Origin of the sequence: Streptomyces paromomycinus, assembly GCF_003865155.1 — a bacterium.
GTDB lineage: Bacteria > Actinomycetota > Actinomycetes > Streptomycetales > Streptomycetaceae > Streptomyces > Streptomyces chrestomyceticus.
The window spans coordinates 4,815,839-4,842,623 of sequence record NZ_BHZD01000001.1 but is presented as its reverse complement, the minus strand read 5'-3'; the positions used below and the strand labels follow the sequence as shown (position 1 = coordinate 4,842,623).

Annotated in this window: 26 protein-coding genes and 2 pseudogenes; 16 read left to right on the top strand and 12 right to left on the bottom strand. The window is 69.8% G+C overall.

Translation table 11 applies throughout. The annotated features are described in order from the left end of the window. Positions 1–7: 7 nt before the first annotated feature. Positions 8–481, bottom strand: coding sequence for a hypothetical protein (locus OEIGOIKO_RS20440; RefSeq protein WP_037887510.1), 474 nt, complete (start codon positions 479–481; stop codon positions 8–10). A gap of 141 nt (positions 482–622) precedes the next feature. Here OEIGOIKO_RS20440 and OEIGOIKO_RS20435 point away from each other — a divergent pair, with 141 nt between their 5' ends. Next, a complete protein-coding gene (locus OEIGOIKO_RS20435; protein WP_125055269.1) occupies positions 623–958 on the top strand; it encodes a hypothetical protein in 336 nt (111 codons plus the stop codon). Positions 959–1,016: 58 nt separating this feature from the next. Continuing rightward, positions 1,017–1,319: a hypothetical protein gene (locus OEIGOIKO_RS20430; RefSeq protein ID WP_125058820.1), complete on the top strand. Its 303-nt coding sequence runs from the start codon at positions 1,017–1,019 to the stop codon at positions 1,317–1,319. A 225-nt stretch (positions 1,320–1,544) separates the two neighbouring features. On the opposite strand, the gene OEIGOIKO_RS20425 is transcribed toward OEIGOIKO_RS20430, so the two are convergent. Next, a complete protein-coding gene (locus OEIGOIKO_RS20425; protein ID WP_125055268.1) occupies positions 1,545–1,943 on the bottom strand; it encodes a hypothetical protein in 399 nt (132 codons plus the stop codon). A gap of 325 nt (positions 1,944–2,268) precedes the next feature. Next, positions 2,269–3,519 (bottom strand): hypothetical protein, encoded by a 1,251-nt coding sequence (locus OEIGOIKO_RS20420; RefSeq protein ID WP_246177445.1) that lies wholly within the window; start codon positions 3,517–3,519, stop codon positions 2,269–2,271. 283 nt (positions 3,520–3,802) lie between these two features. Between OEIGOIKO_RS20420 and OEIGOIKO_RS20415 the strand changes: the two genes are divergently transcribed. Further along, entirely contained in the window at positions 3,803–4,399 is a 597-nt protein-coding gene (locus tag OEIGOIKO_RS20415) for a hypothetical protein (protein ID WP_125055267.1), read from the top strand. Between the two features lie 329 nt (positions 4,400–4,728). On the opposite strand, the gene OEIGOIKO_RS20410 is transcribed toward OEIGOIKO_RS20415, so the two are convergent. Further along, a complete protein-coding gene (locus tag OEIGOIKO_RS20410) occupies positions 4,729–5,841 on the bottom strand; it encodes an FAD-dependent oxidoreductase (protein WP_125055266.1) in 1,113 nt (370 codons plus the stop codon). A 99-nt stretch (positions 5,842–5,940) separates the two neighbouring features. Then, positions 5,941–6,834, bottom strand: a complete 894-nt coding sequence (locus OEIGOIKO_RS20405; protein WP_125055265.1) for an NADP-dependent oxidoreductase — start codon at positions 6,832–6,834, stop codon at positions 5,941–5,943. Between the two features lie 70 nt (positions 6,835–6,904). Between OEIGOIKO_RS20405 and OEIGOIKO_RS20400 the strand changes: the two genes are divergently transcribed. From OEIGOIKO_RS20400 to OEIGOIKO_RS20380, 5 genes are all read left to right on the top strand, one after another. After that, positions 6,905–7,483: a TetR/AcrR family transcriptional regulator gene (locus tag OEIGOIKO_RS20400; protein ID WP_125055264.1), complete on the top strand. Its 579-nt coding sequence runs from the start codon at positions 6,905–6,907 to the stop codon at positions 7,481–7,483. A 194-nt stretch (positions 7,484–7,677) separates the two neighbouring features. Next, complete coding sequence (locus OEIGOIKO_RS42910; RefSeq protein ID WP_246177444.1) at positions 7,678–7,935, top strand: hypothetical protein; 258 nt, start codon at positions 7,678–7,680, stop codon at positions 7,933–7,935. An 88-nt stretch (positions 7,936–8,023) separates the two neighbouring features. After that, entirely contained in the window at positions 8,024–8,422 is a 399-nt protein-coding gene (locus tag OEIGOIKO_RS20390; protein WP_125055263.1) for a YunG family protein, read from the top strand. A 69-nt stretch (positions 8,423–8,491) separates the two neighbouring features. After that, complete coding sequence (locus OEIGOIKO_RS20385) at positions 8,492–9,628, top strand: DNA polymerase III subunit beta family protein (protein ID WP_125055262.1); 1,137 nt, start codon at positions 8,492–8,494, stop codon at positions 9,626–9,628. Positions 9,629–9,641: 13 nt separating this feature from the next. Next, on the top strand, positions 9,642–10,451 hold the full coding sequence (locus tag OEIGOIKO_RS20380) for a hypothetical protein (protein ID WP_125055261.1): 810 nt from the start codon (positions 9,642–9,644) through the stop codon (positions 10,449–10,451). Here the strand turns inward: OEIGOIKO_RS20380 and OEIGOIKO_RS20375 are convergent. After that, a complete protein-coding gene (locus tag OEIGOIKO_RS20375) occupies positions 10,423–10,866 on the bottom strand; it encodes a MerR family transcriptional regulator (protein WP_125055260.1) in 444 nt (147 codons plus the stop codon). The genes OEIGOIKO_RS20380 and OEIGOIKO_RS20375 overlap by 29 nt on opposite strands. A gap of 168 nt (positions 10,867–11,034) precedes the next feature. On the opposite strand from OEIGOIKO_RS20375, the gene OEIGOIKO_RS20370 reads away from it, so the two are divergent. From OEIGOIKO_RS20370 to OEIGOIKO_RS20360, 3 genes are all read left to right on the top strand, one after another. After that, entirely contained in the window at positions 11,035–12,513 is a 1,479-nt protein-coding gene (locus OEIGOIKO_RS20370) for a serine hydrolase domain-containing protein (protein ID WP_125055259.1), read from the top strand. A gap of 113 nt (positions 12,514–12,626) precedes the next feature. After that, complete coding sequence (locus OEIGOIKO_RS20365; protein ID WP_246177443.1) at positions 12,627–13,781, top strand: pyridoxal-phosphate-dependent aminotransferase family protein; 1,155 nt, start codon at positions 12,627–12,629, stop codon at positions 13,779–13,781. A 526-nt stretch (positions 13,782–14,307) separates the two neighbouring features. After that, positions 14,308–15,081: a TetR/AcrR family transcriptional regulator gene (locus tag OEIGOIKO_RS20360; protein WP_125055258.1), complete on the top strand. Its 774-nt coding sequence runs from the start codon at positions 14,308–14,310 to the stop codon at positions 15,079–15,081. A gap of 150 nt (positions 15,082–15,231) precedes the next feature. Here OEIGOIKO_RS20360 and OEIGOIKO_RS20355 read toward each other — a convergent pair whose 3' ends face one another. Both OEIGOIKO_RS20355 and OEIGOIKO_RS20350 read right to left on the bottom strand, forming a co-directional pair. Further along, on the bottom strand, positions 15,232–15,684 hold the full coding sequence (locus OEIGOIKO_RS20355) for a GNAT family N-acetyltransferase (RefSeq protein ID WP_125055257.1): 453 nt from the start codon (positions 15,682–15,684) through the stop codon (positions 15,232–15,234). 24 nt (positions 15,685–15,708) lie between these two features. Continuing rightward, a complete protein-coding gene (locus OEIGOIKO_RS20350; protein WP_246177442.1) occupies positions 15,709–16,263 on the bottom strand; it encodes a MarR family winged helix-turn-helix transcriptional regulator in 555 nt (184 codons plus the stop codon). Between the two features lie 134 nt (positions 16,264–16,397). Here OEIGOIKO_RS20350 and OEIGOIKO_RS20345 point away from each other — a divergent pair, with 134 nt between their 5' ends. Next, positions 16,398–17,702, top strand: coding sequence for an MFS transporter (locus OEIGOIKO_RS20345; RefSeq protein WP_246177441.1), 1,305 nt, complete (start codon positions 16,398–16,400; stop codon positions 17,700–17,702). 203 nt (positions 17,703–17,905) lie between these two features. Further along, positions 17,906–18,334, top strand: a complete 429-nt coding sequence (locus tag OEIGOIKO_RS20340; RefSeq protein WP_125055256.1) for a GlcG/HbpS family heme-binding protein — start codon at positions 17,906–17,908, stop codon at positions 18,332–18,334. On the opposite strand, the gene OEIGOIKO_RS20335 is transcribed toward OEIGOIKO_RS20340, so the two are convergent. Continuing rightward, positions 18,327–18,875, bottom strand: coding sequence for a DUF2269 domain-containing protein (locus OEIGOIKO_RS20335; protein WP_125055255.1), 549 nt, complete (start codon positions 18,873–18,875; stop codon positions 18,327–18,329). The genes OEIGOIKO_RS20340 and OEIGOIKO_RS20335 overlap by 8 nt on opposite strands. A gap of 282 nt (positions 18,876–19,157) precedes the next feature. Between OEIGOIKO_RS20335 and OEIGOIKO_RS20330 the strand changes: the two genes are divergently transcribed. From OEIGOIKO_RS20330 to OEIGOIKO_RS20315, 3 genes and pseudogenes are all read left to right on the top strand, one after another. Beyond that, on the top strand, positions 19,158–19,790 hold the full coding sequence (locus OEIGOIKO_RS20330) for an HAD family hydrolase (RefSeq protein ID WP_125055254.1): 633 nt from the start codon (positions 19,158–19,160) through the stop codon (positions 19,788–19,790). 1,315 nt (positions 19,791–21,105) lie between these two features. Then, a pseudogene (locus OEIGOIKO_RS43960) lies at positions 21,106–22,245 on the top strand (globin domain-containing protein); the annotation flags it as partial. 195 nt (positions 22,246–22,440) lie between these two features. Then, a pseudogene (locus OEIGOIKO_RS20315) lies at positions 22,441–23,020 on the top strand (pyridoxamine 5'-phosphate oxidase family protein); the annotation flags it as partial. A gap of 732 nt (positions 23,021–23,752) precedes the next feature. On the opposite strand, the gene OEIGOIKO_RS20310 reads toward OEIGOIKO_RS20315, so the two are convergent. The 3 genes from OEIGOIKO_RS20310 to OEIGOIKO_RS20300 all read right to left on the bottom strand — a co-directional run bounded on the left by OEIGOIKO_RS20310 (position 23,753) and on the right by OEIGOIKO_RS20300 (position 26,756). Then, on the bottom strand, positions 23,753–24,232 hold the full coding sequence (locus OEIGOIKO_RS20310) for an NUDIX domain-containing protein (RefSeq protein WP_125058815.1): 480 nt from the start codon (positions 24,230–24,232) through the stop codon (positions 23,753–23,755). Between the two features lie 234 nt (positions 24,233–24,466). Continuing rightward, the gene (locus OEIGOIKO_RS20305) at positions 24,467–25,363 is read right to left on the bottom strand and encodes a LysR family transcriptional regulator (RefSeq protein ID WP_125055253.1); all 897 of its coding nucleotides are present in this window, start codon (positions 25,361–25,363) and stop codon (positions 24,467–24,469) included. Positions 25,364–25,622: 259 nt separating this feature from the next. After that, positions 25,623–26,756, bottom strand: coding sequence for a cystathionine gamma-lyase (locus OEIGOIKO_RS20300; RefSeq protein ID WP_125055252.1), 1,134 nt, complete (start codon positions 26,754–26,756; stop codon positions 25,623–25,625). Between the last annotated feature and the right edge of the window lie 29 nt (positions 26,757–26,785).

Here is a 26,785-nt window from a genome sequence, read left to right as displayed (position 1 = left end):
CGGTCGGCTATCGAACAGGACCGCACTCATCGACCAGAATGGTCGGCTCCGACAGGAAGACGTTCGGGTCGACGGGCCCATAGGCAACGTTGAACGTATCGAGCCAGTACGACCAGTCCCGTATTCCGGCGGCGCTACTGAACCGATAGTTCAACTGCCAACGGACCCAATGCCCCGGGACCAGACGCACCGCCGGCGGCCGCCGCGGGCGCGGCGGCAATCCGAACAACGGCTCCACACGCGCCAGCACGCGGAGCCGATCGCCCTCGTCCCGCAAGCTGAGTCCGACCTGGCGCAAGTCCCTCTCACTCTCGTGCGGCTCGAAACCGTCACGCTCGGACATCTGGATGACCTGGGCGAAGGAAGACGGCACTGGTGACACCAGGAACCCTGTTGGCGCTGAGTTCCTGCGGGCAGCAGCGTCACCGCCCCTGGAGTGCTTCGTCCAGGACGTCCTGATCCACTGAACCGTGATCTCCACTGGAACCGCCTTTCGCCCCGGACACTACGGCGACCACGGCCTGCACGGCACTCGGGTTTCGGCTCGCTGCCCGGCGGCCCGGAAGATTCTGGCTGAGACGGACCTATTGCACAGCGCTAGAGTCCAGCGAAGGAGGCGAAGATGGTGCTGAACAAGAAGGGTTCCCGGCGCATAACCGTTGACGGGATCGAGTACCGCTGGCGGATCCGCAGGAGGCCCTCCTACATGCAGGGACTCTGCTGGACACCGATGACCTATGCGGTTGAAGCGGCCAGCGGCAGCCAGCCGGGCACGCCGTTGATCGTCACGAGCGGTCAGGCCCATCCCAGTAACTGGGTGGGCGTCGAGACGGAGCCCATTCGTCCGGCTCACGTTGCTGCCAGCATTCGAGAGGCGCGGGATCAAGGCTGGGATCCAACCCGGGTCGGTTCTCCTTTCCAGCTCGACCGATCCGCAGGATTCATCGCCCAGCCATGAGACAAGGCGGAGTAGCGCGGTGCATCTGGCCCGGCATCATGGCCTGGTGACCACATGGATGCGCTGTTACTGGGACGAGGAAGACACCTGGTTCTACTTCGAGGTCGACGCCGAAGGCTGGGTGATCCGGCAGGTCGAACTCGAAGGCTCAGAGCTGATCCCGATCGCAGCAGCCTCCCTCACCGAGTGGCAGCGGGCCCGCGACGCAGGCCGCCTCGGTGATTACGACAGCAGATTCGGGATCACTGCCGAGCTGCCCGTCTCGGAATGGGAAGGCCACGACCCCGAACAACTCACCTTTGAGGAGTTCGAGGATGTCTGGGGCTCTGCCCGTCAGCAGATCGCATCCCGGCCCAGCTGACCTCTCGGCGCCGCACTGGTGTGAAGATCGTGGAACTCCAGCGCGACCCGTCGGCAAGATGAACCTCGGCATCGACGTTGCAGACCTCCTCGATCGCCTCGTCCGGTTCCACGAGGAAGAGCACCTGGAAGCCGGCGGCCCGAACCCGGTAATAGGGGGCCTCCCAGCCGGCATCAGAAGCCCGACCCTCAGACGCCGGGCCCGCCTGTTGCGGCATCGACGCCGTCACTGAAGCTCCTCACCCGGCGGTATGAAGGCGTCGGCGCTGTCGGCGTCCTCCACATGCCCCTGAGCATCGACCGTGATGGCAGTCGCCCGGCCCTGCGAAGTGATCAACCAGGCCAGCACCTGCTCCGTGAGAGGTGATCCACCCGGCCCTTCATCCGTCCAGTCTGCCCGCCATCCCCCACCGGGTATCGCGGCAACGACCTGATCGGCCCGCTCCAAGTGGGAGAAGTCCACGTAGTCCGTGACCTGGCGCAATGCCCCTCGCTGCGGGTCGGCCACCAAGGCTGCCCCGGTTGCGGGATCCCATCCCTCCACACGCACCATGCGACCGATCTCGGTCTCAGTGCCATCGAAGATGGCGGTCCATCCGGTCTGATTGAAGTATCGGAGTTGCATGGCGTCATGATCCCGGAGGTCCGGCGACCTGCTCGACCTCCGTGTCGTGGAAGCCGTGGTTATCAAGAAACCGGCAGGCCGGTGATGCTGATGACAAAGACCCGACGGACTGTGGAAGCGGACCCAGACATTCCTGTAGGGCTCACGGAGCTTGTGACCGACCGGCGGGCAGCCGGGCCAGCGTTGCTGCCACAGATCCGTCAGAAGCACCCGCACATCTCCAGTCAGTGGAGCCGCGACTGGCTCCCCAAGCAGGGGAGGCCGCCGAGCAGGTGGGAGAGAGCGCGGTCAGTGGATTTGATGCTTTCTATGCTGGTGCCCACGTTCACTCGTTGGGGGACTCCGTTGCCGGTGGGATACCGCACCGCCAGCAGTCGTTCGCGTGGTCGTCCTGGCAGACGTAGCCGATGGCACCATCCACGCACCATTCGGCGGCCTCCTCGGACAGCAGATCGGGCCCGGCAAGGAGCAGCCGACGAAATTCCGTGGTGTCCGCAATGTCGGCCGGCCGGTTGGTGAACCACTCGTCGAACCAAGGCTTGTCCTGGTGTATGCGCCAGTGCGCATTCTCCCGGTCGTCGACAGCCGTAAGGAACCGATCGACGATGCGCCCCCAACTTGGTGCTCCGAACCAGCCGTTGTCGGACGCACAGAAGGATTCGATCAGGGTTCGCAGGCCGAACTCCTTCTCGCGAAGGCAGTACCTTCGCCCCCATGAGATCGCGACCTGTGCCATCTCTGCGAGTTCTTCTCGCGGATCAACCTCGTGCGCCGGGTCGTCAGGGTTGTGGCAGGCCAGCCCGAGCTCGAGTACGGACTGCCCTGTCGGTAGAACCCGGGACGGGTTGACGATCGCGAGACCGAGGCCGATCCAGTCGACATGGTCGAACGACAGCATCGAGCGCACGAGTCGGGTGGTTGCCGTGTTGATCCGCATCATTGTGCCGTCGTGGAGCGGACTCTTCCCGGCATGCCAGTTCTCGACGGGTGTGTTGCGCCACACGGCGAGCGTGATGCGGGTGGCAGCGAGCCACAGCAGGGCGTCGTCGCCGAGGTGCCCGAACCGCTTGGCGCACTCCTGGGCGCCGTAGGTGATCAACTCTTCCGGTTTCGGCCACCTGTGGCTGTCGGGCCCTTCAGGCCCTTCAGGCGCGTACTCGTAGTCGTCGGCGTACTCGTCGAGGATCGCGCTCAACTCGGCTGCGCTGTAAGCCTCGCTGTACTCGGAGCTGTCCGGCTCCTCGACGGTGTACATGTCGTGGTCCCAGGAGACGTACACGTCGCCCCAGAGCACGACGTCATCGCACTCGCTGGCGTTGTCCGTCACAACCGGCCTGATGGTGATCGGAGCAGTACGTCCGTCGGTTCGCTCGCCGTCCTTCTTGGCGGCCCATGCGGTGATGATCCCGAGCGGCTTCGGAAGGAGAGGGCCGACCTCGGTGATGCTGAACGGCTCGACGTCGTCATCGGTGTCGAACCGGCTGTTGACGAACGCGACCGCCTCGGAGGGCGTGCTGACGATGGACTGGGTACCACTCTGGTTGTCAACCACTCGCCACAACGGGCTGTTCTTCACGATGCTCTCCGATCGCGGTGAATGTACCCGGGGCGGGTGCGATGCACCGGGTCGCTCGATACTGACTCCGATTAGGTACTCAAAGGGGCCGGGCTGACAGGCTGCACTCGTGGCCCTCAACGATGCCTGCACGCTGGTTGGGCCGAACCACCCCCGAGCAGGCCAGGGAGGCTGCCGTTTTCCGGTGCTGGCGGCCTCGGGACCGGCCCCATCTCGCCGCACTCTAAGCGCAGGGTCTGACATCCGGACCGGGCAGCAGGTTCATACGGTCGACAATGAGCGCATGGACGTCCCTGAGTTGCTCGAAGCAGCTTTCCTGTTGGTTCCGGAAGAGACCGCCACCGAGAATGACATCACGGTGGGAGACGTCTGGGACTACCTGGTTCACGACGAGTGGGAGATCGCCCTGGGTCTGCTGGAGGAGTTTGGGGAGGCTCACTCGCCCCCTTTGGCTTTCTGGGAGAAGCTCGCCGAAGCGGCTGATCAGCTCCAGCTGGAGCGGAGTGCGGCTTGGTGCCATTGGCGATGCTCCGAGCTCCGCAACGGCGTGATCAGGGCAGATTTGACGCTCCGCCCTGCCGCCGAGGCGCGACGCACGACGCCAATCTCCGGCGCGGGTGTTCTGCGGCCCATGTGGGACATCGGTCTCCTCTCACCCACCGGCGGACGTGCGGTCAGCATCGCTGGGCTCTGGGTTGAGAACATGCCCATACTGGAGCCCGGCGGGCGAGCCACGGTTCGTCTTGTGCCCCTCACTCCCTCCCACTGGACGCACGTCCAGCCCGGCCAGCAGATCACCATGCACGAGGACCGAGCCGTGGCTGGCACCGCAGTCATCCTGGAGGTTTGTCTCCCTGCCACCGTCATGCCCGCGCGATGACATGAACTGCTTGCCGGTGCACATATCTCCGTACGTGGTGGTGCACTCAGACGGGACGCGGACAAGCGGTGCAGCCGGCTGGGCAGTCTGAGGAAATGACATCGATCTGAGACAGCCGCTTGCCGACACGTCGTGAGACTGGAGGGGAACGTCCAGGTCATAGCGTCGGCGCATGACACCGAAAGCGAGAACCTACAAGGCGGAGGCCGGCTTTCGTACGTGGTGCCGGACGAAGCAGTGACCGGCGCACGAGACGTCGCGGCTGTAGAGGGAGAACCACGGCTCAGGGGTGTCACCCGTTCGGGTGGCACCCCTGAGCTCTCCCCTGCCTACCGGGCGAAGAAGCTGATCAACTCCTGGGGCGTGGGGTTGTGGGTGACTCCGGCGGCTGCGGCGGCTGCGGCGCTGCGGGGGAACATGGCCTGCTCGTACGCGGTGAGGGCGGTCTCGATGTCGTCGGGGTGCGCGGCGAGGGCCGTGCCGAGTTCGGCGGCGTCCTGCATGGCCAGGTTGGCGCCCTCGCCGTCAGGGGGTGAGAGGTGGGCGGCGTCGCCGAGCAGGGTCACTCCCGGCACCCGGTCCCAGCGGTGCCCGACCGGCAGGGCATGGAGGCGGCGCAGGACCGGTGCGGTGTCGATGCCGGTGATCAGGGTGGTGAGTTCCGGTGCCCAGCCGTCGTACTCCTGCGCGATCCGCGTGGCGGCCGCGGCGGTGTCGGTGAAGTCGATGCCGCCGAACCAGTCCTGCGGCTTGGCCAGCGTGACGTAGGAGCGAAGGGCACCGTCCTTCTCCCGGTGGGCCACGAGCCACTTCCCGCGCTCGTCCGGGTCGAACGCCGCGAGCGTCCCGCCGCCGACCGCTTTCGCGGTGGCCGGGTGGCGGGTGTCTGCGTCGTACAGGCAGGTCTCGACGAAGGACCGGCCGATGTACGCGGGGGCGGCGTCGGAGAGCAGCGGGCGGACGCGGGACCAGGCGCCGTCCGCGCCGACCAGGAGGTTCGCGGCGACGGTGGAGCCGTCGGCGAAGGTCACCTCGTGGCGGGCCGCATCGAGGGTGCGGACGCCGGTGGCCTTGTGGCCCCATCGGACGGTGCCGTCGGGGAGCGCGTCGAGCAGGATTCGCCGCAAGTCGCCGCGCTGTACCTCGGGGCTCGTGCCGGTGCCGTCGTCGGCCTTGCTGAAGAGGACGGTCCCGTTCCGGTCGAGGAGCCGTATGGCTTGGCGACCCTCCAGGACGATGCCGCGGAATTCTTCCGTCAAAGCCGCCGCTCCGAGCGCGAATTGGCCGCTTCGGGCGTGGATGTCGAGCATCCCGCCCTGCGGACGCGCCGTCGGCGAAGGGTCCGCCTCGTAGACCACGGACGGGATGCCGTGGACGTGCAGGACGCGGGCCAGCACCAGGCCGCCGAGGCCGGCGCCGATGATCGTGACAGGCGTGTGCATGGGACTCCTTGCGTGTCGTGCACCTGCCGGGCGTGGTCGGGCCCGGCAGGTGCTCTGGGGACGCGGCCCGCCGGGTTGCGCGACCGCGCGGGAAGCGGCTCAGACGACGATGACCCGCCGCCCTCGGGAGTGACCGGCGCGGCTGTCGATGTGCGCCGCCGCGGCGTCGGCGAGCGGGTACGTCTTCTCGACCGGGATGTGGAGCTTGCCCCGCTCGATGAGGGCGGTGGCCTCGGTGAGCGCGTCCGGCACGCTTCCGGCCACGCCGGAGAAGCGGACACCGAACTCCGGCGCGCCGAGGTCGGCGATGGAGATCACCTTCTGCGGATCGCCGGTCAGGTCGACGAGTTCGCGGATCACGCCCGAACCGGCCAGGTCGAGGGCCGCGTCGACGTGGCCGAGCTGCCGTACCCGCTCGGTCCAGCCCTCGCCGTACGTCGTGGCGATGGCGCCCAGGCCGCGCAGATAGTCCTGGTTGGCGGCCCCGGCCGTGCCGATCACCGTGATGCCGCGGTCGCGGGCGATCTGCAGCACCGCTGAACCGACTCCTCCGGACGCGCCGCTGACCAGCAGCGTCTGCCCGGGGCGCACACCGACCTGGTGGATGATGCGCAGCGCGGTCTCCACCACGGAGGGGTAGCCGGCCGCCTCTTCGAACGTCAGGTGCTCGGGCATACGGGCCCAGGCCGACAGCACGGCGAACTCGGCGTAGGTGCTCGCGCCTTCGCCGAACACGCGGTCTCCGGCCTGGACCCCTTCGACGCCCGAACCGACCTCGTCCACCACTCCGGAGGCGTCCTGCCCGACTCCCGCGGGCAGCTCGATCGGGTGGGCCTTCTGGAACTGGCCCTCGCGGATCCGCCAGTCGACGGGATTCACGCCTGCCGCCCGTACGGCGATACGTATCTGCCCGGGGCCCGCGTGGGGCTCCTCGGCGTCGATGAGGTGCAGCACGTCGGGGCCGCCGAACTCGGAGAAGCTCACTTTCTTCATGCCGGGGACCGTAGCACTAACGGTTAGCTTTTCGGAACTGTTACAGGTCCGTACCTGGTAGCATCACTGCATGACGGAGCCGACCGGACGCCGTGAACGCAAGAAAGCCGCGACGCGCCAGAAGATCGCTGACGCCGCCCTGCGGCTCTTCCTGGAACGCGGGTACGACGCGGTGGGCATCCGTGACGTGGCCGCCGAGGCGGACGTGGCCGTCACCACGCTCTTCTCCCACTTCGCCTCGAAAGAGGCCCTGGTGTTCGAGCAGGACGAGGACTTCGAGCAACGCCTCACCCGGGCGGTCACCGGCCGGGCGCCGCACGAGCCGCTCATCCCCGCGCTGCGCCGCGAGGTCCAGGCTCTGGTGCGGCACTGCACCGCGGAGGAAGCCGCTCCGATCTGGCGCATGATCGACGACTCACCCGCCCTGCGGAAGTACGAGGAGTCGATGCGGCTGCGCCATGCGGAGTCGCTGGCGGCGGCCATCGCCGCCGATCCCGGCCTGCCGCAGACCACGACGGCGGGCCGGACGATCGCGCGGTTCGTGATCGACGCCTATTCGCTGGCCCGTGAGGAGGCCGAACCGGACGCCGCGGTGGACGAGATCTTCCGGATGATCGAGGCGGCCTGGGAGGTCGCCCGCTCTGCGTGACGGGCGTACGGAACTGTTCCTCCCGTCACGCGGGTCAGGAGCGGTCGGAGGCACGGCATCGGCAAGGGCGACGGCCCGGGGGCACCGGTCGCCGGAGCCAGGCTGCTCGCCGCCGCACATCTCCCCACCGTGGGGCTCGGTGCACTGGGGGCGGGCCCGTCGGCACGCGCGGGCGGCCTGACTACCGGGCGGTGATGCGGACGTTCGTCGGCGCGGAACTGGCCGAGAAGGCCGAGGCCGACCGGATCGCCCTCGACGCCGGCGCCACGGAGTTTCACGCCCCGGACCTCAAGGACGGGCCCCTGAGCCCCGGACGCCGTCTTGTGCCGCTCGCCGACCTGCCGCGTCCGCTGCTGCCGCCCAGAATCTCGCGTGCCACGGTTGCCGCGCTCATGCTGGACGAGGCTCAGACGTCCGGTCACGGGGGCGAGACAGTCGTCCCACTGAGCTGATCGCCCATGTCGACGACGGCTGTCGGGCTTGCGCTGGTCCCCTGGCAGCACGGCTGCGTTGTCAGTGGCTGCTGTGATGCTGCATCCCATGATTCCTCTGACGCTCACTGACATCACGCAGGCGATCCGCTCGGGCTGGGCCGCCGATACGTGTTCGGCCGACGATCACGAACGTAGCCCCTGGACCGCCGACAACCCGGCCTGGGGCCAATGCGACATCACCGCTCTCGTCGTGCACGACTTCTTTGGTGGTGAGCTCCTGGTCGGTGAGGTGTACCTCGACGGGGAGCAGCACAATTACCACTGGTGGAACCGGCTTCCCAGCGGCATCGAGATCGACCTCACGTACGAGCAGTTCAAGCGCGGTCAGGTGGTGTCCGGCAGCCGGGCCGTTCCGCGGCCTGTGGGCCGGCCGCCGCGCCGCGGTGACGAGTACGAGTTGCTGCGCGGCCGGGTCTGGCAGGCGCTCGGCCGAACACCCGCGTAGCTGACGGGAGCGCGGCGCCACCGGCTCGGCTTTGACCTTCAGGTTGCTCGAAGTCCCACAATCGCGGTCATGGACGAGAGCGATGAGCTGCTGGGCATCGGAGCGTTCGGACGGCGGGTGGGCCTGGCACCGAGCGCGCTGCGCTTCTACGACGACTGTGGCGTCCTGCGTCCCGTCAAGGTCGACCCGGCGAGCGGCTACCGGTTCTACGGAGCCGAACAGGAGGGCCGTGCCGTGTTGCTCCGCAGGTTGCGGGAGGCAGGACTGCCGCTGCTGGATGTCAGGGCCGTACTGGACGGGGGCGAGGCGGAGGCCCGTACGGTCCTGCACACGCACGTGGAGCGGACGCGGCAGACGGCGGACGCCGCGCGGGCATTGATCGAGGAGGTGCTGAGAAGGAACCCGGCGGAGTCTCCGCAGCAGCCGCAGGGGTGGGCCGGTGTCGGTGGTGCGGAGCTGGCCAGCGCGGTACGGCAGGTGGGGCCCGCGGTCGCGGAAGCCGAGACCCGTGCGAAGCACCCGGTGCTCGGTTGTGTGTTGCTCGAACTCGACGACGGCGAGGTGCGGGTGGTGGCCACCGACCGGTACCGGTTGGCGGTCCGGACCTTGCGGGCGGTGGCGACGGGTGGCGCTCCGTCCCGGGTACTGATCGATGTCGGGGAACTGGCCGCCATGGCGGCATGGGCACTGCCCCGGCAGCACATCGACATCGAGGTGCACGGTGATGAAGGACGCCTGATCGGGGAGGACGGGGTGTGCCGCGCGTTCGTGGGGTGGGCGGGAGAGTTTCCCGATTACCGGCTGGTCCTGGACGGAGTTAGGGCCGTCCGGCATCGGATCATCGCGGACCGGACGGCGCTCCGGGAGGCTCTTGCCGAGCGGGAGAAGGGCGCTGTGATCACAGTCCGGGCGGGAGCACAGGAGGTGGTTGTCAGCGGAGGCCAGGGAGGCGGCGGAGGCGGGGACGAGAACGGAGGTGGGAAGCGGCCGGCGGTCGAGGTGAGTGCGGTCTGCTCGGGTCCGCCGTTGCGTATCGCCTTCGATCCGGCGGTGCTCGTTCCTGCTCTGGACGCGGGGGTGGGGCCCGATGTGCTGCTGGAGGTTGCTTCCGAGAGCGAGCCGGTCGTCGTGCGCTCCGCTGACCAAGGCAGTTTCACCACCTTGGTCATGCCGGTCCAGGCGCTTGTTTCACGTGAAACGGACTGAAGGGAGCCGAACGATGGACGCCGACAATGACGTGGTGCGGCTGTGCGTGCGAGGCATGGAGGCCGAGGCGCGGGGTGAGAACGGCGCCGCGCTTCTTCTTTTCCTGGAGGCGTGGGAGGAAGCGAGTGACGATTACGAGGCATGTGTCGCCGCTCATTACGTGGCGCGGCACCAAGCCACGCCGGAGGAAACGCTCCGGTGGAATCAGGAGTGCCTGGACCGGGCGGACCGGGTGAGCGACGAACGTGTCAGCGGGTTCTACGCGTCTCTGTACGCGAATATGGCGCGTGCTCACCGGGAGTTGGGTGAGACCGCTGTGGCGCACGAGTACTTTCAGCGCGCTGCCGAACGGGTGGAGGACGCGCCGGGCGGGGACTACGGGATGTGGAACCGTCTCGTCATCGCGGAAGGGCTGCGGGGGACAGCTGCTGCTGGTCGGGGAGTGGCGGAAGCGGTGGGAGGTCGGAAGCCCGAGGGTGCGGAGAGCGCGGAGGATGCGGAGAGTGCAGAGGGTCCCGTGAGCGTGGCGGGCGTTTCGAGGTCGGTGGGCGCTGTGAATGTATTGCTGGCGGGGCTGCTGGCCAGGTTCTGTGAGCGGCGGGAACTCAGGGCACTGGGGATGATTCTGCCGGCGTACCTGAGCGATCTCGGCTCCGAGCAGGATCGTGACCGGCTTCGGTCGGCGCTGTGCATGGTCCACGCGGCGCGGTGGCTCATGGCGGAGGAACAGCAGGCCCTCGGGGAAACCATTGCGTTGTTGGGCGAAGAGGCCGGGACTTCGGTGGCGGGTGGAATCAGCGGAGTCGGCTGTCGGGTCGGGTGAGTTCGCACAGTGGGTGGGGCTGGGGGTCCCCGGGCTGCGTGACCGGGCCGGCCAGCTCGTCCATGGCCTCTTCGGCGCGGGCCAGTTGCTCGCCCACCTGCTCCCGTACGTCCTGGAGTTGTGCGATGCAGGCGTCCAGTTCGGCCAGCTTGCGCCGGTAGACCTGGACCGAGGCGGGGCAGGCGTCGCCTGCTGGATGGCCGGCGCGCAGGCATTCCACGAAGGGCCGGGTCTCTTCCAGCTCGAAGCCGAAGCGTTGCAGCACCTGGATCTGCCGCAGCAGCCGCAGATCGGCTTCGTCGTAGGTGCGGTGACCGTTGGCCGTGCGCTCGGCGTGGAGCAGTCCGCGCGCTTCGTAGTACCGCAGGGTGCGAGTGGTGGTACCCGCTCGCTCGGCGAGTTCTCCGATCCGCATGTCCACCCCCGTCCGGGCCCGGCACGGTGCTGTTCCGGGCGCCGTGACGACCGTAGCCGTTGACGTCGACGTCATGTCCAGAGGCTCCGACGGATTTGACGGTGCGGGTGGTGGGCCGGGTGCTCCATCCTTGTCCGGACCGTGGTTGTTGAGCTGTCGAGGAGTGCCATGAGTGGGGAACCGGCCGACGTGCGCCAGGAACTGGGATCAGGCGGGGAACTGATCGGCACGGGAGAGCACGAGGCGGGGCCGTTCGGGGCCCTGTTGCCGGAGACGAGGCGGGCGCTGTTGCGACGGCTGGCGGTCGGCCAGGCCGAGGGACGCGCGCCGTCGCTGACGGGCGCGGTGATTCGGGGCGGGAAAGTGGCCTGGGCCGCGTCTCGTAGTGGTAGTGGCAGTGGCAGCGGTAGCGACGACGGTGCTGTCGGCGGTGCAGGTGTTCAGTACCGGATCGGTTCGATCACCAAGACGTTTGTCGCGGTACTGGTGCTGCGGCTGCGTGACGAAGGGCTGCTCAGCCTGGACGATCCGCTCGGCAAGCATGTGCCGGGCAGCGCGGCTCCGGACGTGACGGTCGCCCAGCTCCTCTCGCACAGCTCGGGGCTGGCGGCCGAAGCTCGTGGGCCCTGGTGGGAGCGGACGCCCGGATCCCTGAGGCAGGAGCCCGGCGACCTTTTCGAAGGAGATCCGCGCCGCCTGTCCGCCGGGCGGCGGTTCCACTACTCCAACCCGGGTTACGCCCTGCTGGGCTCCTTGGTCGAGCGCCTGCGGGGCGGGCAGCCCTGGGGTGAGGTGCTGCGCCGGGAGGTGCTGGAACCGCTGGGCATGGGGCGTACGACGCTCCAGCCGCAGGCTCCGTATGCCGACGGGTGGGCGGTGCATCCCTGGGCGGACGTGTTGTTGCCGGAGCCCGCCCAGGACACCGGCCTGATGAGCCCGGCCGGACAGCTCTGGTCCACGGCCGAGGACCTGGGGCGCTGGGCGGCGTTCCTGGTCCGTGGTGACGACCGGGTGCTCAGCGCCGCCACCCTGGCCGAGATGCGTACTCCGTCGGTACCGCCCGAGGGCGCGGCGTGGGACGGCGGCTTCGGGCTCGGGCTTCAGCTCGTACGGTGGAACGGACGCCTGCTGTTCGGCCACACCGGGTCCATGCCCGGCTTCCTGGCGTCCCTGTGGATCGACGTTGCCGAAGACGTCGCCGGTGTCGTGCTCGCGAACTGCACGTCGGGGCCGGCCGTCAGCTCCGTCGCCGCAGACCTGGCCGGGATCGTCGCGGAGCGGGAGCCGCGCATTCCCGAGCCGTGGAGCCCATTGGCCGGACCGCTGGACGAGGACCTGCTGGCCCTCACAGGGCCGTGGTACTGGGGCGCGCACCCGTACGTACTGCGGTTGGGAGCGGCACGGGCGCTGGAGATCTCGCTCCTCTCGGGCCCGGGGGGCCGGGCTTCGCGGTTCCGTGCGGAGTCCGACGGCACCTGGACCGGGCTGGACGGCTACTTCACCGGTGAGCGGCTGCGCGTCGTCCGCGGTGAGGACGGCTCGGTCAGCCACCTGGACGTCGGCACCTTCGTCTTCACCCGGGGCCCGTACGAGCCCGCAGGGCCGGTACCGGGTGGAGTCGATGCGGAGGGCTGGCGCGGCCGCTGACGGTGGTGGGGCGGGACGTGAGCCCGTACGGCAGGGGTGACGGCCCCGGACGTACAGTCGAGCCACATATCAGGAGCCGCCGCACCGCGGCCCGCTACCGCTGGAAGGCCACCGTGACTGACGCGACCGCCGTGAACACGACCTCCGACGCCCCGGATCTCCTTGATCTGCCGCCGCTCACCGCCGGACACTTCGCGCGGATCGAGGACAAGGTCGCGGCGCTGATGCGTACCCAGGCCGACGTCGTGGCCATGCAGGGTGAGGCGCTGCTGCCGCTGGAGGCGTGCATCCGGTCCGCCGTGAGCCCCGGCAGCACGGCGCTCAACATCGTGACCGGGCCGTACGGCGAAACCTTCGGCGGCTGGCTGCGATCCTGCGGTGCCGAGGTCGTCACGATCAGCGCGCCGTTCACGGGAGCCGTGCGCCCGGAGCAGGTGGTGGAGGCGCTGCGTGAGCACCCCGCCATCGACTTCGTGAGCCTGGTGCACGCCGAGGCGGCGACCGGCAACACCAACCCGGTCGCCGAGATCGGTGCCGTCGTGCGAGAGCACGGCGCGCTGTTCATGCTCGACGCCGTGGCCTCGGTGGGAGCGGAACCGCTGCTCACCGACGAGTGGGGTGTCGACCTGTGCGTGATCGGCGGGCAGAAGGCACTCGGCGGCCCGGCCGGTGTTTCGGCCGTCTCGGTGAGCGCCCGGACCTGGGAGCGCATCGCGGCCAACGCGCAGGCTCCCCGTCGCTCCTACCTTTCGCTGCTGGACTGGAAGGAGCGGTGGATCGACGGTGGACGCACCGCCCTGCCACACGCTCCGGCACAGCTGGAGATGCTGGCTCTGGAGCAGGCCGTGGACCGGGTCGGGGCGGAGGGTCTGGCCGCTGTCATCACCCGTCACCGGGCGGCTGCGGCGGCGGTACGGGCAGGTGCACGTGCGCTCGGTGCCCTCTCCCCGTACGTACTGCGGGACGAGGACGCGGCCCCGGCGGCCACGACGTTGCGCGTGCCTGCGGACATGGACGCCCGCGACATCGTCTCTGCCGCGTTGGACGCTGCGGACGGCACGGTCGTGGTGCCCGTCCAGGCTGCGGCAGGGGCGCTGGCCAAGGAGATGATCCGGTTGAACCATTACGGGCAGGCGGCAGAGCGGGGCGTGGTGCTGGCGTCCCTCGCGGCGTTGGCGGCGGGACTGCGGGTGCTCGGCGTCACGGTGGACGGCGACGGAGCGGCCGCGGCGGCGGGCGCGGCATGGGATGAGGTCATCGCGGGCTGAGGCTCCGAGCGCTCACCGCGCAGCGCCTTCGACGCGCGGTCCCCTGGGGTGTCGTTTCACGTGAAACGACACCCCTTTTTTGTCGGCCGGTAGCTGTTTCACGTGAAACCGGGGTTGCTGAGCGGAAGTGGTCCTGTGGCAGTCAACAGGCTTGTGCAGAGCCCTAGTTGAGCGCTGTGGGGCAGAAGGGCTGACGAGTGGCCGTGTGTCGATTGCGTATGTCCCGTCCGTGACGGTGCGGCCGTCGCGGGCTCCTCCGTTCGGTCGTACTCCGGTGGCGGGGTGGGGGAGTCGGAGTGAGGCTGGACACCGAAGCTCGTGCGCTCCCGATCCCGCACCCGCTCTCTCGATGGCGGCACCCACCTGGTGGGGGCCGCCGAGGCGGCCTGCGAGCTCGTCGCTCCGTTCACCGCGGCGGCGCGGCTGTTGGTGATCTTGATTTCAGGCCCCTTTAGAATCGGAACGAACGCCCCGGTTGAGCATGAAGAACGCTCGTCCCGGAAGTCGACGGTTCTGAGGAGAGCGGATGGTGGCGAGTGGGATGCCCGCCCCTGCGCGGGCGGACGCGCGGCGTAACAGGGAGCTGGTGCTGCAAGCGGCCCGAACTGCTTTCGAAGAGCAGGGGTTGGGTGTGCCGCTGGGTGAGATCGCGCGGCGCGCCGGAGTCGGTGCCGGGACCGTCTACCGTCATTTCCCCTCCAAAGACGCGCTGTTCAGAGCATCGGTCGCCGACCGGGTACGGCTTTTCACCGATACGGCACGGGACTTGGCGGACACCGCGGATCCCGTTGCCGTCTTCTTTCGGTTCCTCGCGTCGGTGGTCCGGCTGGCGTCCCGTAACAAGGCGCTGTGCGACGCGCTGGAGGCGGCCGGCGAGGGTGATTACCAGCCCTCACCGCAGGCCGAACGGGACTTCGCCGAGGCCTTGGACGTCTTGCTCGTACGGGCCCAAGAAGCGGGTGGCGTAAGGAAGGACGTGGGTCTCGACGATGTCCTGGCCCTCCTGGTCGGGTGTCTCTCGATGGAGCAGCGGCGGGTCTCGTCGGGGGCGCCGCAGGGGCGGATGACGACGTTGATGTGCGACGGGTTGCGGGTCGGCAGAGGTGTGACGAAACTGCCCCGCCAAGTGCAAAGTCGTAACGAAACTCGGTGCGAGGTGTGTGGGGACCCTGTTTCTTCCGCACGGACGGGGCGGCCGGCTCGGTTCTGCGGTGGAGCCTGCCGACAGAAGGCGCATCGAGCCAGGGCGCGGGCGGCGCGTACTGCGCCTACTCCCGGAGAGGGCGGGCGCCGCGGCTGAGAAGGCGCGGGGGAAGTGGTGGCCTCGGCGCGCCGGACACCCCGGGGCACCCGATACGGCGGTTGCGCGGGCGCCCCGGGACGGGCTGAGCAAGCGGAAATGCGTAGGGACGGTCGGGGGGAGAACGCGTCGGGGCAGGGCGGCGCGAGGTCAGAGGTGGAGCTTGAAGCCCAGGTGGGAGGCCTCGAAGCCGAGGTGCTCGTAGAAGCGGTGGGCGTCGACGCGCGTCGCGTCGGAGGTGAGCTGGACCAGCCGGCAGCCGAGGGTGCGGGATGCGGCGACCGCCCACTCGATCAGCTGGGTGCCCAGGCCGCTGCCCCGCTCGTCCGCGTGGACACGTACCGCCTCGATGATCGAACGGCTGCTGCCGCGTCGTGAAAGCCCCGGTATCACCGAGAGTTGGAGCGTGCCTACCGGCCGGTCGCCGCGTACGGCGACGACCAGGTGCTGGTTGGGGTCGGCGGCCAGCAGCTCGTACGCCGCGCGGTACGGGGTCAGGTCGTCCGGACTCTCGCGGGTGGCGCCCAGCGCGTCGTCGGCCAGCATGGCGACGATGGCGGGAATGTCGTCCTCGGTCGCTGGGCGGATCTCGATGTCGCTCATGAGCGGGACCCTACGCACCCCCGGTCAGGCAGGCGTTGCGAGGGTTTCCACCGCGGTCACCAGCGGGGCCAGCTCGGGGCGTTTTGCGGCGTCCTGCAGTGCTTCGCGCAGCGCCGCGTCGTGCGTCGGACGGGCCTCTTCGAGCAGCTGACGCCCTTCGTCGGTGACGTTGGTGTAGATGCCGCGCCGGTCGTCGGGGCAGAGGTACCGGGAGAGCAGGCGACGCTCTTCGAGGCGGGTGACCAGGCGGGTGGTGGCGCTCTGGCTGAGGACTACCGAGTCCGCGACCTGGTGCATCCGCAGGTGGCCGCCCGGGCCGTCGTGCTGCTCGCTGAGCACGTTCAGTACGGAGAACTCCCGGACGCTCAGGTCGTGCCCAGCCTGCAACGCGCGCTCGATGTGCGACTCGATACGTCCGTGCAGAGCGGAAAGGGCGCACCAGCCCTGGGCGAGGGCCGGGGCGGAACTGGAACCGGCCGGGCAGCCCTGGCCGGACGCCTGGTGGCCGTGCTGCTCGGCCTCGTCCTGTCCGGTCCGCCGCGGGGCCTGCTGCGGCGCCCGCCGGGTCTGCTGCGTCATCGAGGGACCTCCTTACAGGTCGTACGACCCAGGATAGAACACCGGCGAAATAGCCCGCGCTTGCAAATAGCCAGCGTCTGCAATTATTGTCAGCGCTTGTTAAAGCTGCATGCAATCGTTTGAAGGGATCCGTCATGCCGCTCGCTCTCCTGGCGCTGACCATCGGCGCCTTCGGGATCGGGATGACCGAGTTCGCGGTGATGGGGCTGCTGCCCGACGTGGCCGCGGGCTTCGGTGTCTCCATCCCCACGGCCGGATACGCGACCACCCTCTACGCCCTCGGCGTCGTCGTCGGCGCCCCGCTGACGACCGCCCTCGGCACCCGCATGACCCGTAAGCAGATGCTGATGCTGCTGATGGGGCTGTTCGTGGTGGGCAACCTGCTCACCGCCGTGGCGCCGGTGTTCGCGGTCATGCTGGCCGGGCGAATCGTTTCGTCCTTTGCGCACGGCGCGTTCTTCGGCATCGGATCACTGGTGGCCGCCGATCTCGTCGCGCCGCACAAGCGGGCCGGTGCCATCTCGATGATGTTCGCCGGACTGACCGTCGCCAACGTCGTGGGCGTACCGTTCGGCACCCTGCTCGCCCAGCAGATCAACTGGCGCGCCACCTTCGTCGCCATCGCGGTCCTGGGCGTGCTCGGCTTCCTCGGTGTCGCCAGGCTGGTCCCGGCGCAGCCCGTGAAGGCGGCCGCCCCGATGGGCCAGGAGATCGCCGTCTTCCGCAACCCGCAGGTCGGGCTGGCGATGCTGATGACGGTCCTCGGCTTCGGCGGCGTCTTCGCGGCCGTCACCTACCTCGCCTCGATGATGACCGAGGTCGCCGGCTTCGCGCCGTCGTCCGTCGTCTGGCTCACGGCCGTCTTCGGCCTGGGAATGGTCGGCGGCAACCTCGTCTCGGGACGGTTCACCGACCGCCACATGATGCCCATGCTGTACGTGTCACTGGTCGGGCTCGCGCTCTCGCTGGCCGCGTTCAGCTTCACGGCCCACGACAAGGCCGCCGCGACCGTCACCGTCGCCCTCATCGGCGCCTTCGGCTTCGCGACCGTGCCACCGCTGCAGAAGCGGATCATGGATCAGGCGGCAGCCGCCCCCACGCTCGCCTCGGTCGGCAACATCGCGGCCTTCAACTTCGGCAACGCGCTCGCCGCCTGGCTCGGCGGCATCGTCATCGCGGCGGGGCTCGGGCTGACCGCGCCGAACTGGGTCGGCGTGGGGATGACCGTCCTCGCGCTGGGCGTCGCGGTCCTCGCGGGGGCGCTGGAGCGCCGGGGCAGCCGTGGTGACCGGAGTGGCACGGACGGGCGCGGCGGCCGGGTCGTCGCTTCGGGAGCCGGGGCCGGGGCTGGAGCCGGAGCCACCCCCGGACCCGGGGGCGGGAGCGGGGCGGTGGTCGGCAGTGCTGAGGAGGAGGCTGCGGCGGCCGTACGCGGTTAGGGGCCGAAGCGCCTCTGGCTGGCGCCAGGCCCGGTCTGCCCCCTCGTCCCATCACCACCCGTACGCAGGTCACGCGTTTGCCGGCAAGCGCGCCCCGCCCGTCCGTTCAGTCATCCCCAGCGCCGCCTCCATAGCTGAAACCAGCGCATAGCCCATATACCTACACGTACCTACACATACCCGCACACACAGGAGCACCCCTCATGAGCACCACCCCCTCCGTCCGCCCGCTCACCACCCACGACGCGGACACCTTGATAGAGGCCGCTCGCGCTGCCGCCGCTGACCTCGGGGTCCAGGGCAGTGTCACCGTCCTGGACGCGGGCGGGCACCTGCTCGGCTTCCGGCGCGACGACACCGCCGTGCTGATCTCGGGCGAGACCAGCACCCGTAAGGCGTACACCGCGCTCCAGCTGGACGCGCCGACCGCCGATCTCGCCGGCGCCGTACGGCCCGACGGCCTCTTCCACACCCTGCCCACCGCGCTCGACCGCCCGCTGCTGTTCATCGCCGGTGGCGTGCCGGTCCACCGGGACGGCCGCCTGATCGGCGCGGTCGGTGTCGGCGGCGGTGCGCCGGAGCAGGACGACCGGATCGCCCGTACCGCCATCGAGGCGGCGGGCCTCAACTGACGACACGACTCGGGTGCTTACGTGCCCGCCCGCGGACCCCGGCCGACTGTGCAGCGCGCAGTCGGCCGCCGCGTCGGGTGAGGCCCCAGGGCTTGAGTACGGAGATGGCGGTGACGAAGAGGTACGTGGCCGTCGCCACGGAGGGCGCGGACACCATGCTCAGCCCGGTGTCCGGGGTGCCGGCCACGGCATCGGCCGCGAGCCGGTCGATGCCCGGGCGCAAGGAGAAGGCCGTCAGCAGTACGGTTGCCGACGTCAACCAGAACTTGACGACGACCCAGCGGTGGCGGGCCAGCCCCCAGGGCGTACCGAAGGACAGCACCAGTCCGCTGGCCAGCGCCGTCAGTGCCACGGGGAGGACCAGCCAGTCGCTGAAGATCTTCATGGCGCGGTAGGCGGCCACGGTGGTCTCCAGCGACCCCGAGGTGTACCCGGTGACGCTGAGCGTGAGCAGGCCGAGCGTGAGCCCGAGCCAGCCGACGGAGACCGCGACATGGACGACGAGGACGGCGCGGCGCACAGGCCGGCTGAGCTGCTTCATGAGATCCACGGTCGCGCCCGGCGGCCAGCGCGGCATCTGACGGCGGGAGTATCCGGCCCTACGCGCGGTCGAGTAGCGGGGAGGCTATGGGGGGCGGTGCGCGTCTGCGTCGGGGAGCACCGTAGGAGCCGAGTGAGCGGTGCGGGAGCGCCGTAGGAACAGAGTGACTGGTGCGGGGAGCACCGTAGGAACCGAGTGACCGGTGCGGCGCACGGGACGAGGCCCCTCGCCAGCTCTCCCCGTCCGCTCTCCCTGTCAGCGCCCCCGTTTACGCTCCCAGGTATGGGGAGACTGCATCTGTTCGACATGGACGGCACGCTGCTCTACGGCTCGGCGGCCTCCGTCGAGATATCCCGGCAACTCGGGCTGGACCAGGAGATCGCCGCGCTGGAGCGGGCCTTCATCGCCGGCGAGGTGACGCCGGTGCGCTTCGCGGAGCTGGCGTGCGAGCTGTGGGCCGAGCTGACCGAGGAAGTGGTGGCGACGGCCTTCGAGGGCGCTCCGTGGCTGGCCGGCATCCGGGAGGTGTGGGCCGACATCCGGGCGCGGGGGGAGCGGTGTGCGGTGATCTCCCTGTCACCGGCGTTCTTCGTCGAGCGGCTGACGCTCTGGGGCGCGGATGCCGCGCACGGCTCCCGCTGGCCCGCACTGCCTTTTCGCGAACCGGTGGAACCGGACGGGATACTTTCCGCGTCTGCAAAGGTGCGGATTATGGATGAACTGTGCGCCCAGTTCGGTCTGAGCCGGTCCGACTGTGTGGCGTACGGCGATTCCCTGTCCGACACCGCCCTGTTCGCGGCCGTTCCCGCTTCCGTGGCGGTGAATGCGGACCACCATGTCAGCGCTCTGGCCTCATACGCATACGACGGCCGTGACCTGCGCGAGGCGTACGAACTCGTCCGGGCCGACGGGTAATTCCCGGCTGCCCTCACGGCTGTCCGGCACCTTTCGCTTGCCCGATGAATCGTGTTCTATGGGACGGAACACGGAAATCGGCGTGCCCGGAGTAAGTACCCCCAGTACAGGGGTTGTGTATTCAAGTACTGCGGGTATGGTCTAGTCCGGTTGAGCGGTGCGGCTGCTTCCGGCGGCCTGCGACTGTGCGGCGGGGCGGTAGGTGAAGCCCGCCAGCTTAGTGGCAGAGCGGCCCGCCGCGCCCGGATTTCCAGGTGATTGTCCGGTGCGCCGGGCCAGGTGGCACGCTGCGGAGAAGGAGTCCGCACGCGGTGCCGGACGAACGCGAAGTGTGTCCGCTATGGAGGGTGTTGCCGGGACAGCCCTGATCGATCAGGTATTCCGAAGCGGAGCGGGGGAATTGCGGGCACATTCCGAACTGCGGAAGTGCGAAGACGATCGAAAGACGTTCGAGGCGAGGCAGACCATGGACGCTCCGACCACCACGACAGCCGATAACGGCTCTTCTGGCGGCAGCAGTGGCGATTGGGGATGGTTCACTCCGTCGAAGAAGTCCTCCGAAGACCAACCTGGAGATCATCAGGGATCGACGGACGGCCGGAGCGAGCATGAGGGCGAGTACGCGGCAGAGACCCCGGAAGGTCGCGCGCGGGTAGGGCGAACGGCGGAAGGCCGGGGGGAGGAAGGCCGGGTACAGGAAGGCCGCGCATCGGGGCGGCATGCTCAGAACAGCCATGTCAGCCATGTCAGCCATGCCAACCACGACAGCCATGACAACCACGACAGCCATACGCAGGTCGGCCATGCCCAGGCCGATCACGCTCAGAGCAGTCATGCGCAAGGCGGCGACACCCAGGGCAAGCACGTCCGAGGCAGGCACGCGCAAGGCGGTTGCGCTCAGGACGGTCCCGCTCAGGACGGCCACGTACAAGACAGTCGCGCCCAAGGCAGGCGTGGCGTACCGGATGACTCGGCTGGGTATGGGGCTGGGCTCGGGGTTGGGGCCGGTTCTCCCTCCCCTTCCCCCCTTCCCCCTACCCACCCGCCCACCTCCTCCTCCACCACCACCGAGTCCGCCCATACCTCTGGCGCCATGCCCGGGGTCGGCCTGAACTCCGGCGAGGCAGGACCTACTCGTGCCCCTGCCCTTGCCCCTGTCCCTGCCCCTGTCCCTGCCCCTGCCCCTGCCCCTGCGTCCAGCTTCACGCCCGGGGCCGGCGGGCGTGCAGGTGACGTGTTCGTCCCCGCGCGCGGGGGTGACCCGGTGACGGGCTCAGCCGGTGCCGCGGACACCGGCGTCCGTCCGTCCGTCGCCGTCTCCCCCGACGCGATGCTCATCCGTCGGACCCTGGACGAGATCGAGCCCGTGGCGGACAAGGTCACCTCGTACTTCTACGCGCTGCTCTTCGTGCACCACCCCGACCTGCGTGCGCTCTTCCCGGCCGCGATGGACGTCCAACGTGACCGGCTGTTCAAGGCGTTGCTCACCTCCGTCAAGAACGTCGACGACACGGGCTACATCACCGACTACCTTTCACACCTCGGGCGCGGGCACCGTAAGTACGGCACACTGCCCGAGCACTACCCCGCTGTCGGCGAATGCCTGCTGAGCGCGCTCGCCCGGTACGCCTCCGGCACCTGGAACCCGGAGGCCGAAGCCGCGTGGGTGCGGGCGTACACCACCATTTCGCAGATCATGATCGACGCTGCCGCCGAGGACGAGGCGGTGGCCCCCGCCTGGTGGCAGGCCGAGGTCGTCTCGCACGAGCTGCGTACGCCCGACATCGCTGTCGTCACCGTCCGGCCCGACCAGCCCTACCCCTTTCTGGCCGGTCAGTACGCCAGTGTGGAAACCCCTTGGTGGCCGCGTGTGTGGCGGCACTATTCCTTCGCCGCGGCGCCCCGCTCCGACAGCCTGCTCTCCTTCCATGTGAAAGCCGTACCGGCCGGCTGGGTGTCCAGTGCCATGGTCCATCGCGCCCGCCCCGGCGATGTCATCCGGCTCGGTCCCCCATCCGGTTCCATGACCGTAGACCACACCACTGACAACGGGCTGTTGTGCCTGGGCGGCGGTACGGGCATCGCACCGATCAAAGCCCTGGTCGAGGACGTCGCCGAGCGTGGCCACCGGCGCCCGATGGAGGTCTTCTACGGCGCTCGCAGCGGCCATGACCTGTACGACCTCGACACCATGCTGCGGCTGGAACAGAGCCACCCCTGGCTGTCCGTACGCCCGGTCGTCGCCACCGGACGCCCCGACGGCCCGGCCAACAGCCTCAGCGGCCAACTCCCCGACGCGGTGCGTCAGTACGGGCCGTGGCGGGAATATGACGCCTACTTGTCCGGGCCGCCCGGAATGATACGTAACGGCGTGGATGCATTGGTGGGGGTCGGCATTCCCTCCGACCGCATACGGCACGACTCCGTGGATGAGCTGGTCGCGGCGGGAGATTGAGCAGTGACGACACATAGTGATCAGGGCTTGGCAGCACAGGGCGGGAGCGGTTTGACGGCGTACGGCGATCTCGGCGCGACCGGCGCGACCGGCGCTCCTGGCGCGTACGGGCTGGCGGGACCGGGTAGAAGCACTGGCGGCCGGCCCGGGACGGACGTGCGGGGAGCGCGTCCGGGCAGCGACGGCGAGCATCTGGTGCAGCAGCGGCTGGGTACGACCGAACGCGCCGACCGGTTCTACGACGACCAGGTGCTCGACCATCTGAACGACCGGATGCGGGAGTTCGTGGGCCGTCAGGAAATGTTCTTCCTGGCCACGGCCGACCGGCACGGGGAGTGCGACTCCACGTTCCGGGCCGGTCCGCCCGGGTTCCTCCAGGTCCTGGACGAGCGGACGCTCGCCTACCCGGAGTACCGCGGGAACGGCGTCATGGCATCCGTCGGGAACCTGTCCGAGAACCCGCACCTCGGCATCCTGATGATCGACTTCACGCGTGACCGCATCGGGCTGCACGTCAACGGGCGGGTCCGGGTGGTCATGGACGACGAGATGCGGGCGCGGCACCCGTACCTGCCCACCGACCCGGTGCCCGGCCGACGGGCCCAGTTGTGGGTGGAGGTCGCGGTTGAGGAAACGTATATCCACTGCGCCAAGCACATCCCGCACCTGCAGAAGGTGCCCCGGCAGGCCAGCGGATCGCGCGCCTGGGGCACGGACGACGCCAAGCGCAAGGGCGGGGACTTCTTCGGCGCGGCGGCGGAGGCAGCTGCCCGCCGGGAGGAGGGGACGCGTCGGGAGGAGGAGGCGTGTCGGGGTGAGGAGACGTGTCGGGAGGAAGGGACGCGTCAGGATGAGGGGGCGTGCTGCGAGGGTGGGGCAGGTCGCCGCTCGGTGGCTGGTCCGCGGTCGGCGGCGGGCTCTTCACCGGGCGCCGTCGTACGACCGGACGTCGCCTCTCGCCCGGGGGCCGCTGCCCGGTGGGAACTGGAGCCTGCGACTCGACGACCGGTCTCCAAGCCGGAGCGGGAGCCGAAGCCGCAGCGGGAGCCGAAGCCGCAGCGGGGAAGGGAGCCGCAGCCGGAGCCTGGGTTTGGGGCTGGGCCCGCCCCCGTCCCGCTGCCTGCCCCCAGTTCAGAGCCTGTCCCCAGCTTGGGATCCGCCCCCCAACCGGTGCCTGCCCTCAGCGCAGAGCCTGCCCCCACCCCGGAGCCCGCCCCCGCCCCGGAGCCCGCCCCCGTCCCAGAGCCGGCCCGCGAGCCCCGCGAAGTACGCCAAGTCCGGGAACAGGTCGAGCGCGAGGTCGAGCAGGTGCTCGCTCGTGCCCGGCTGCGCGCCCCTGCGGTGGCCGAAGGAGACGGTTTCCGGGGCTGGTTCGGCTAGGGCCCGGGGGGACGCGGGCGAGGGGCGTCAGAGGTCGGCAGCGGCTTCGTGGAGTGGCCGGCTGCCGCCGTATGCCGTCTCATGGAGCGGCCGGGCGCCGCCGTACGCCGCCACGGGCTGCCGCACGTCATCCGAGGTCCGGCGCGTGCATCGCCCGTACGCCCTCGATATTGCCGTCGAGGTAGTGGCGCAGGGACAGCGGCACGACCTCGGCCGAGGCGATGCCCACCCGGGTGAACGGCACCCGCACGACCTCGTACTCGCCGCAGGGCTCCTCCACCTCCGGCCCGTGCCGCAGCGCGAGGTCCATCGACTCCAGCCGGCAGACGAAGAAATGCTGCACCTTCACCCCGTCCACCCCGCCGTCGCTGATGTGCTCGACGGTGTCGACGAAGACCGGGACGACGTCGGTGATCTTGGCGCCCAGCTCCTCGTGGACTTCGCGGTGCAGGGCGTCCACGACCGTGGCGTCCTCCGGCTCGACCCCGCCGCCGGGCGTGATCCAGTACGGGGCCCGGCCGGGCTTGGTGCGCTTGATCAGAACGATGTCGGCACCGTCGAGCAGGATCGCGCGGGCGGTGCGTTTGACGACTGGCCGTACGGTCATACGGGACAGATGCCGCAGCCGGGACGCCGTGAAACCACCGTCCCACCAGTCCGCCGAGACGCGCTCCGAGCCGTGCGGCGGACTCTCCGGAGAGTCACGGACCATCGACCGCCATGACCGCCTCCCTGCGGTCCTTCCCACGGCCCTCCCCGGGTTGATCCACCGCCTCCCTGCGGGGTCCCCCCACAGCCCTCCCCGGGTGACCCGCCGCCTCCCCGCCGCCCCAGGAGCGCCTCACCACTCCGCAGCCGCTCGCAGCAGCCACTCATGAGTACGGGCGATGTGCGGCAGCGCCAGCGTCCCGGCCCGGGTGACCAGGAAGTACGTACGCAGCGGCGGTACCGGAGGGTCGAGCAGGGCGACGGCCTCGCCGCTGTCCAGTGCCTCTGTGCACAGGTAGCGCGGCAGCACCGCCAGGCCGGCGCCTGCCATGACGCAGGCCAGTACGGCCCGTAAGTCGGAGGCGATGACGGCCGCCGAGGCCGCGGGCGGCGTCTCGAAGACCGCTGACCAGTAACGGGAGATGAGCGGGAGGCTTTCGTGGACCTCGACGAGCGGTACGGGAGCGAGCGCGTGCACCCCCTTCGCCCGGACGACCGCGGGGCCGCCGAGCCGGTCCGCCCACCGTGGGGCGGCTATCAGGACGTGCTCCTCGTCGCACAGCGGCGTGGCGGTGAGCAGGGCGCCACGTGGCCGGGTGGTCGTGATGGCGAGGTCGTGGTGGCCGTCGGCCAGGCCGGACAGCAGCTCGTCCGCGGGGCCGAAGGCGGTCCGTACGCAGAGGCCCTGGTCTATGAGCGGCGCCAGGGCCGGTAACGCGCGCTGGGAGGTGAACTCCGGGGGGCCGGCGAGGTGCAGGGTGCGGATGGCGGACTCCTCGTCGAGTCCGGCTTCGGTGATCTCGGTGAGCGCGTCCAGGTGGGGCGCCACCTTGTGGGCGAGCTCGTCGCCGACGGTGGTGGGGGTCACGCCGCGGGCCTTGCGGAGGAAGAGCGGGCGGCCCAACTGCCGCTCCAGGCTGCGTATCTGGCTGGTCACGGCGGGCTGGGAGAGTCCCAGCAGAGCGGCGGCGCGGGTGAAGGAACCCGCTCGGTGCACCGTGACGAACGTGCGTAATAAAGCGAGGTCCATCCGTACCTCCCTCCACTCCCGTCGAGTCGGCGACCGCCCAACTATAAATTTGTCGATAGGGCTGTGCCGTCAGCGTGATTGGACACTGACGCTGAGTCAACTAGCCTTGTCTGCGCGGTTCGAAATGACGCGAACCGGGGCTGGCAGGGTGCCGAGGGGGGATACCCTGCCAGCCCGCTGTGCGTAGCGGCACGGGTACCGGCCGGTGACACCGGCTGCCGCATCGGCTGCCCCGTCGGCCGCCGCCTCCCGTTACGCGTTACGACGGCCGCTCGAACGCCGTGTCCAGCGCCGCCGTCACGTCCGCGATCAGGTCCGCCGGCTCCTCGACCCCGACCGAGAAGCGGATGAAACCTTCCGGCACCGCGTCGCCGCCCCACCGTCCGCGCCGCTCGGCGGTCGACCGCACGCTGCCGAAGCTGGTCGCGTCGTCCACCAGCGTCAGCGCCTCCAGGAAGCGCTCCGCGTGGGCGCGGTCGGGCAGCGTGAAGGAGACCACGTTGCCGAAGCGGCCCTCGCGCATCTGCCGTACGGCGATCCCGTGGGCGGGGTCGGACGGCAGCCCGGGATGCCGCAGGCCCGTCACCTCGGGCCGTTCCCGGAGGGCCGTCGCGAGCGCGAGCGCGCCGGCGGACTGCTGGCGCACGCGCAGGGCGAGCGTGGCGAGCGACCGGTGGGCGAGCCACGCCTCCATCGGGCCGGGGATCGCGCCGACGGTTTTGCGCCACATCCGTACGGAGTCGGCGAGGGCCGCGTCGCGGGTCGCGACGTAACCGAGGAGTACGTCGCCGTGGCCGGTCAGCGCCTTGGTGCCGCTGGCGACGGAGAAGTCGGCGCCGAGGTCCAGGGGGCGCTGGCCGAGCGGTGTGGCCAGGGTGTTGTCGACGGCGACCAGGGTGCCGCGCGCGTGCGCGGCCGCCGCCAGCCGCCGGATGTCGCAGACGTCCAGGCCGGGGTTGGACGGCGTCTCGATCCACAGCAGCCGGGCGCCGTCGAGCGCGTCGAGTTGCGCGTCGCCGGGGGTGGGGGCCGTACGCACCGCGACGCCGTAGCTCTCCAGGCGCTCGCGGACGGCGGGCAGCAACTGGTAGCCGTCGTTCGGGAGGACGACCGTGTCGCCGTTGCGCAGGCAGGAGAAGAGGACGGCCGAAATGGCGGCCATCCCGGAGGCGAAGGTCACGGTCTGCGCGGGCTCGTCCGGGGACTCCAGGTCGCCGATGGCCGATTCCAGCCGGGTCCAGGTGGGGTTGGCATCGCGGCCGTACGTGTACGGGCCGGTGGCGTCACCGGGGAGGTGGTAGTGCGCGGCGAAGACCGGGCCGGGCAGCGACGGTTCGTACGCTTCGGCCGCCGGGAGCCCGGCCCGTACGGCTCGTGTGCTGTCACCTGTCATGCGGGTTCCTCTCGTTGGAGGTGGGGAGG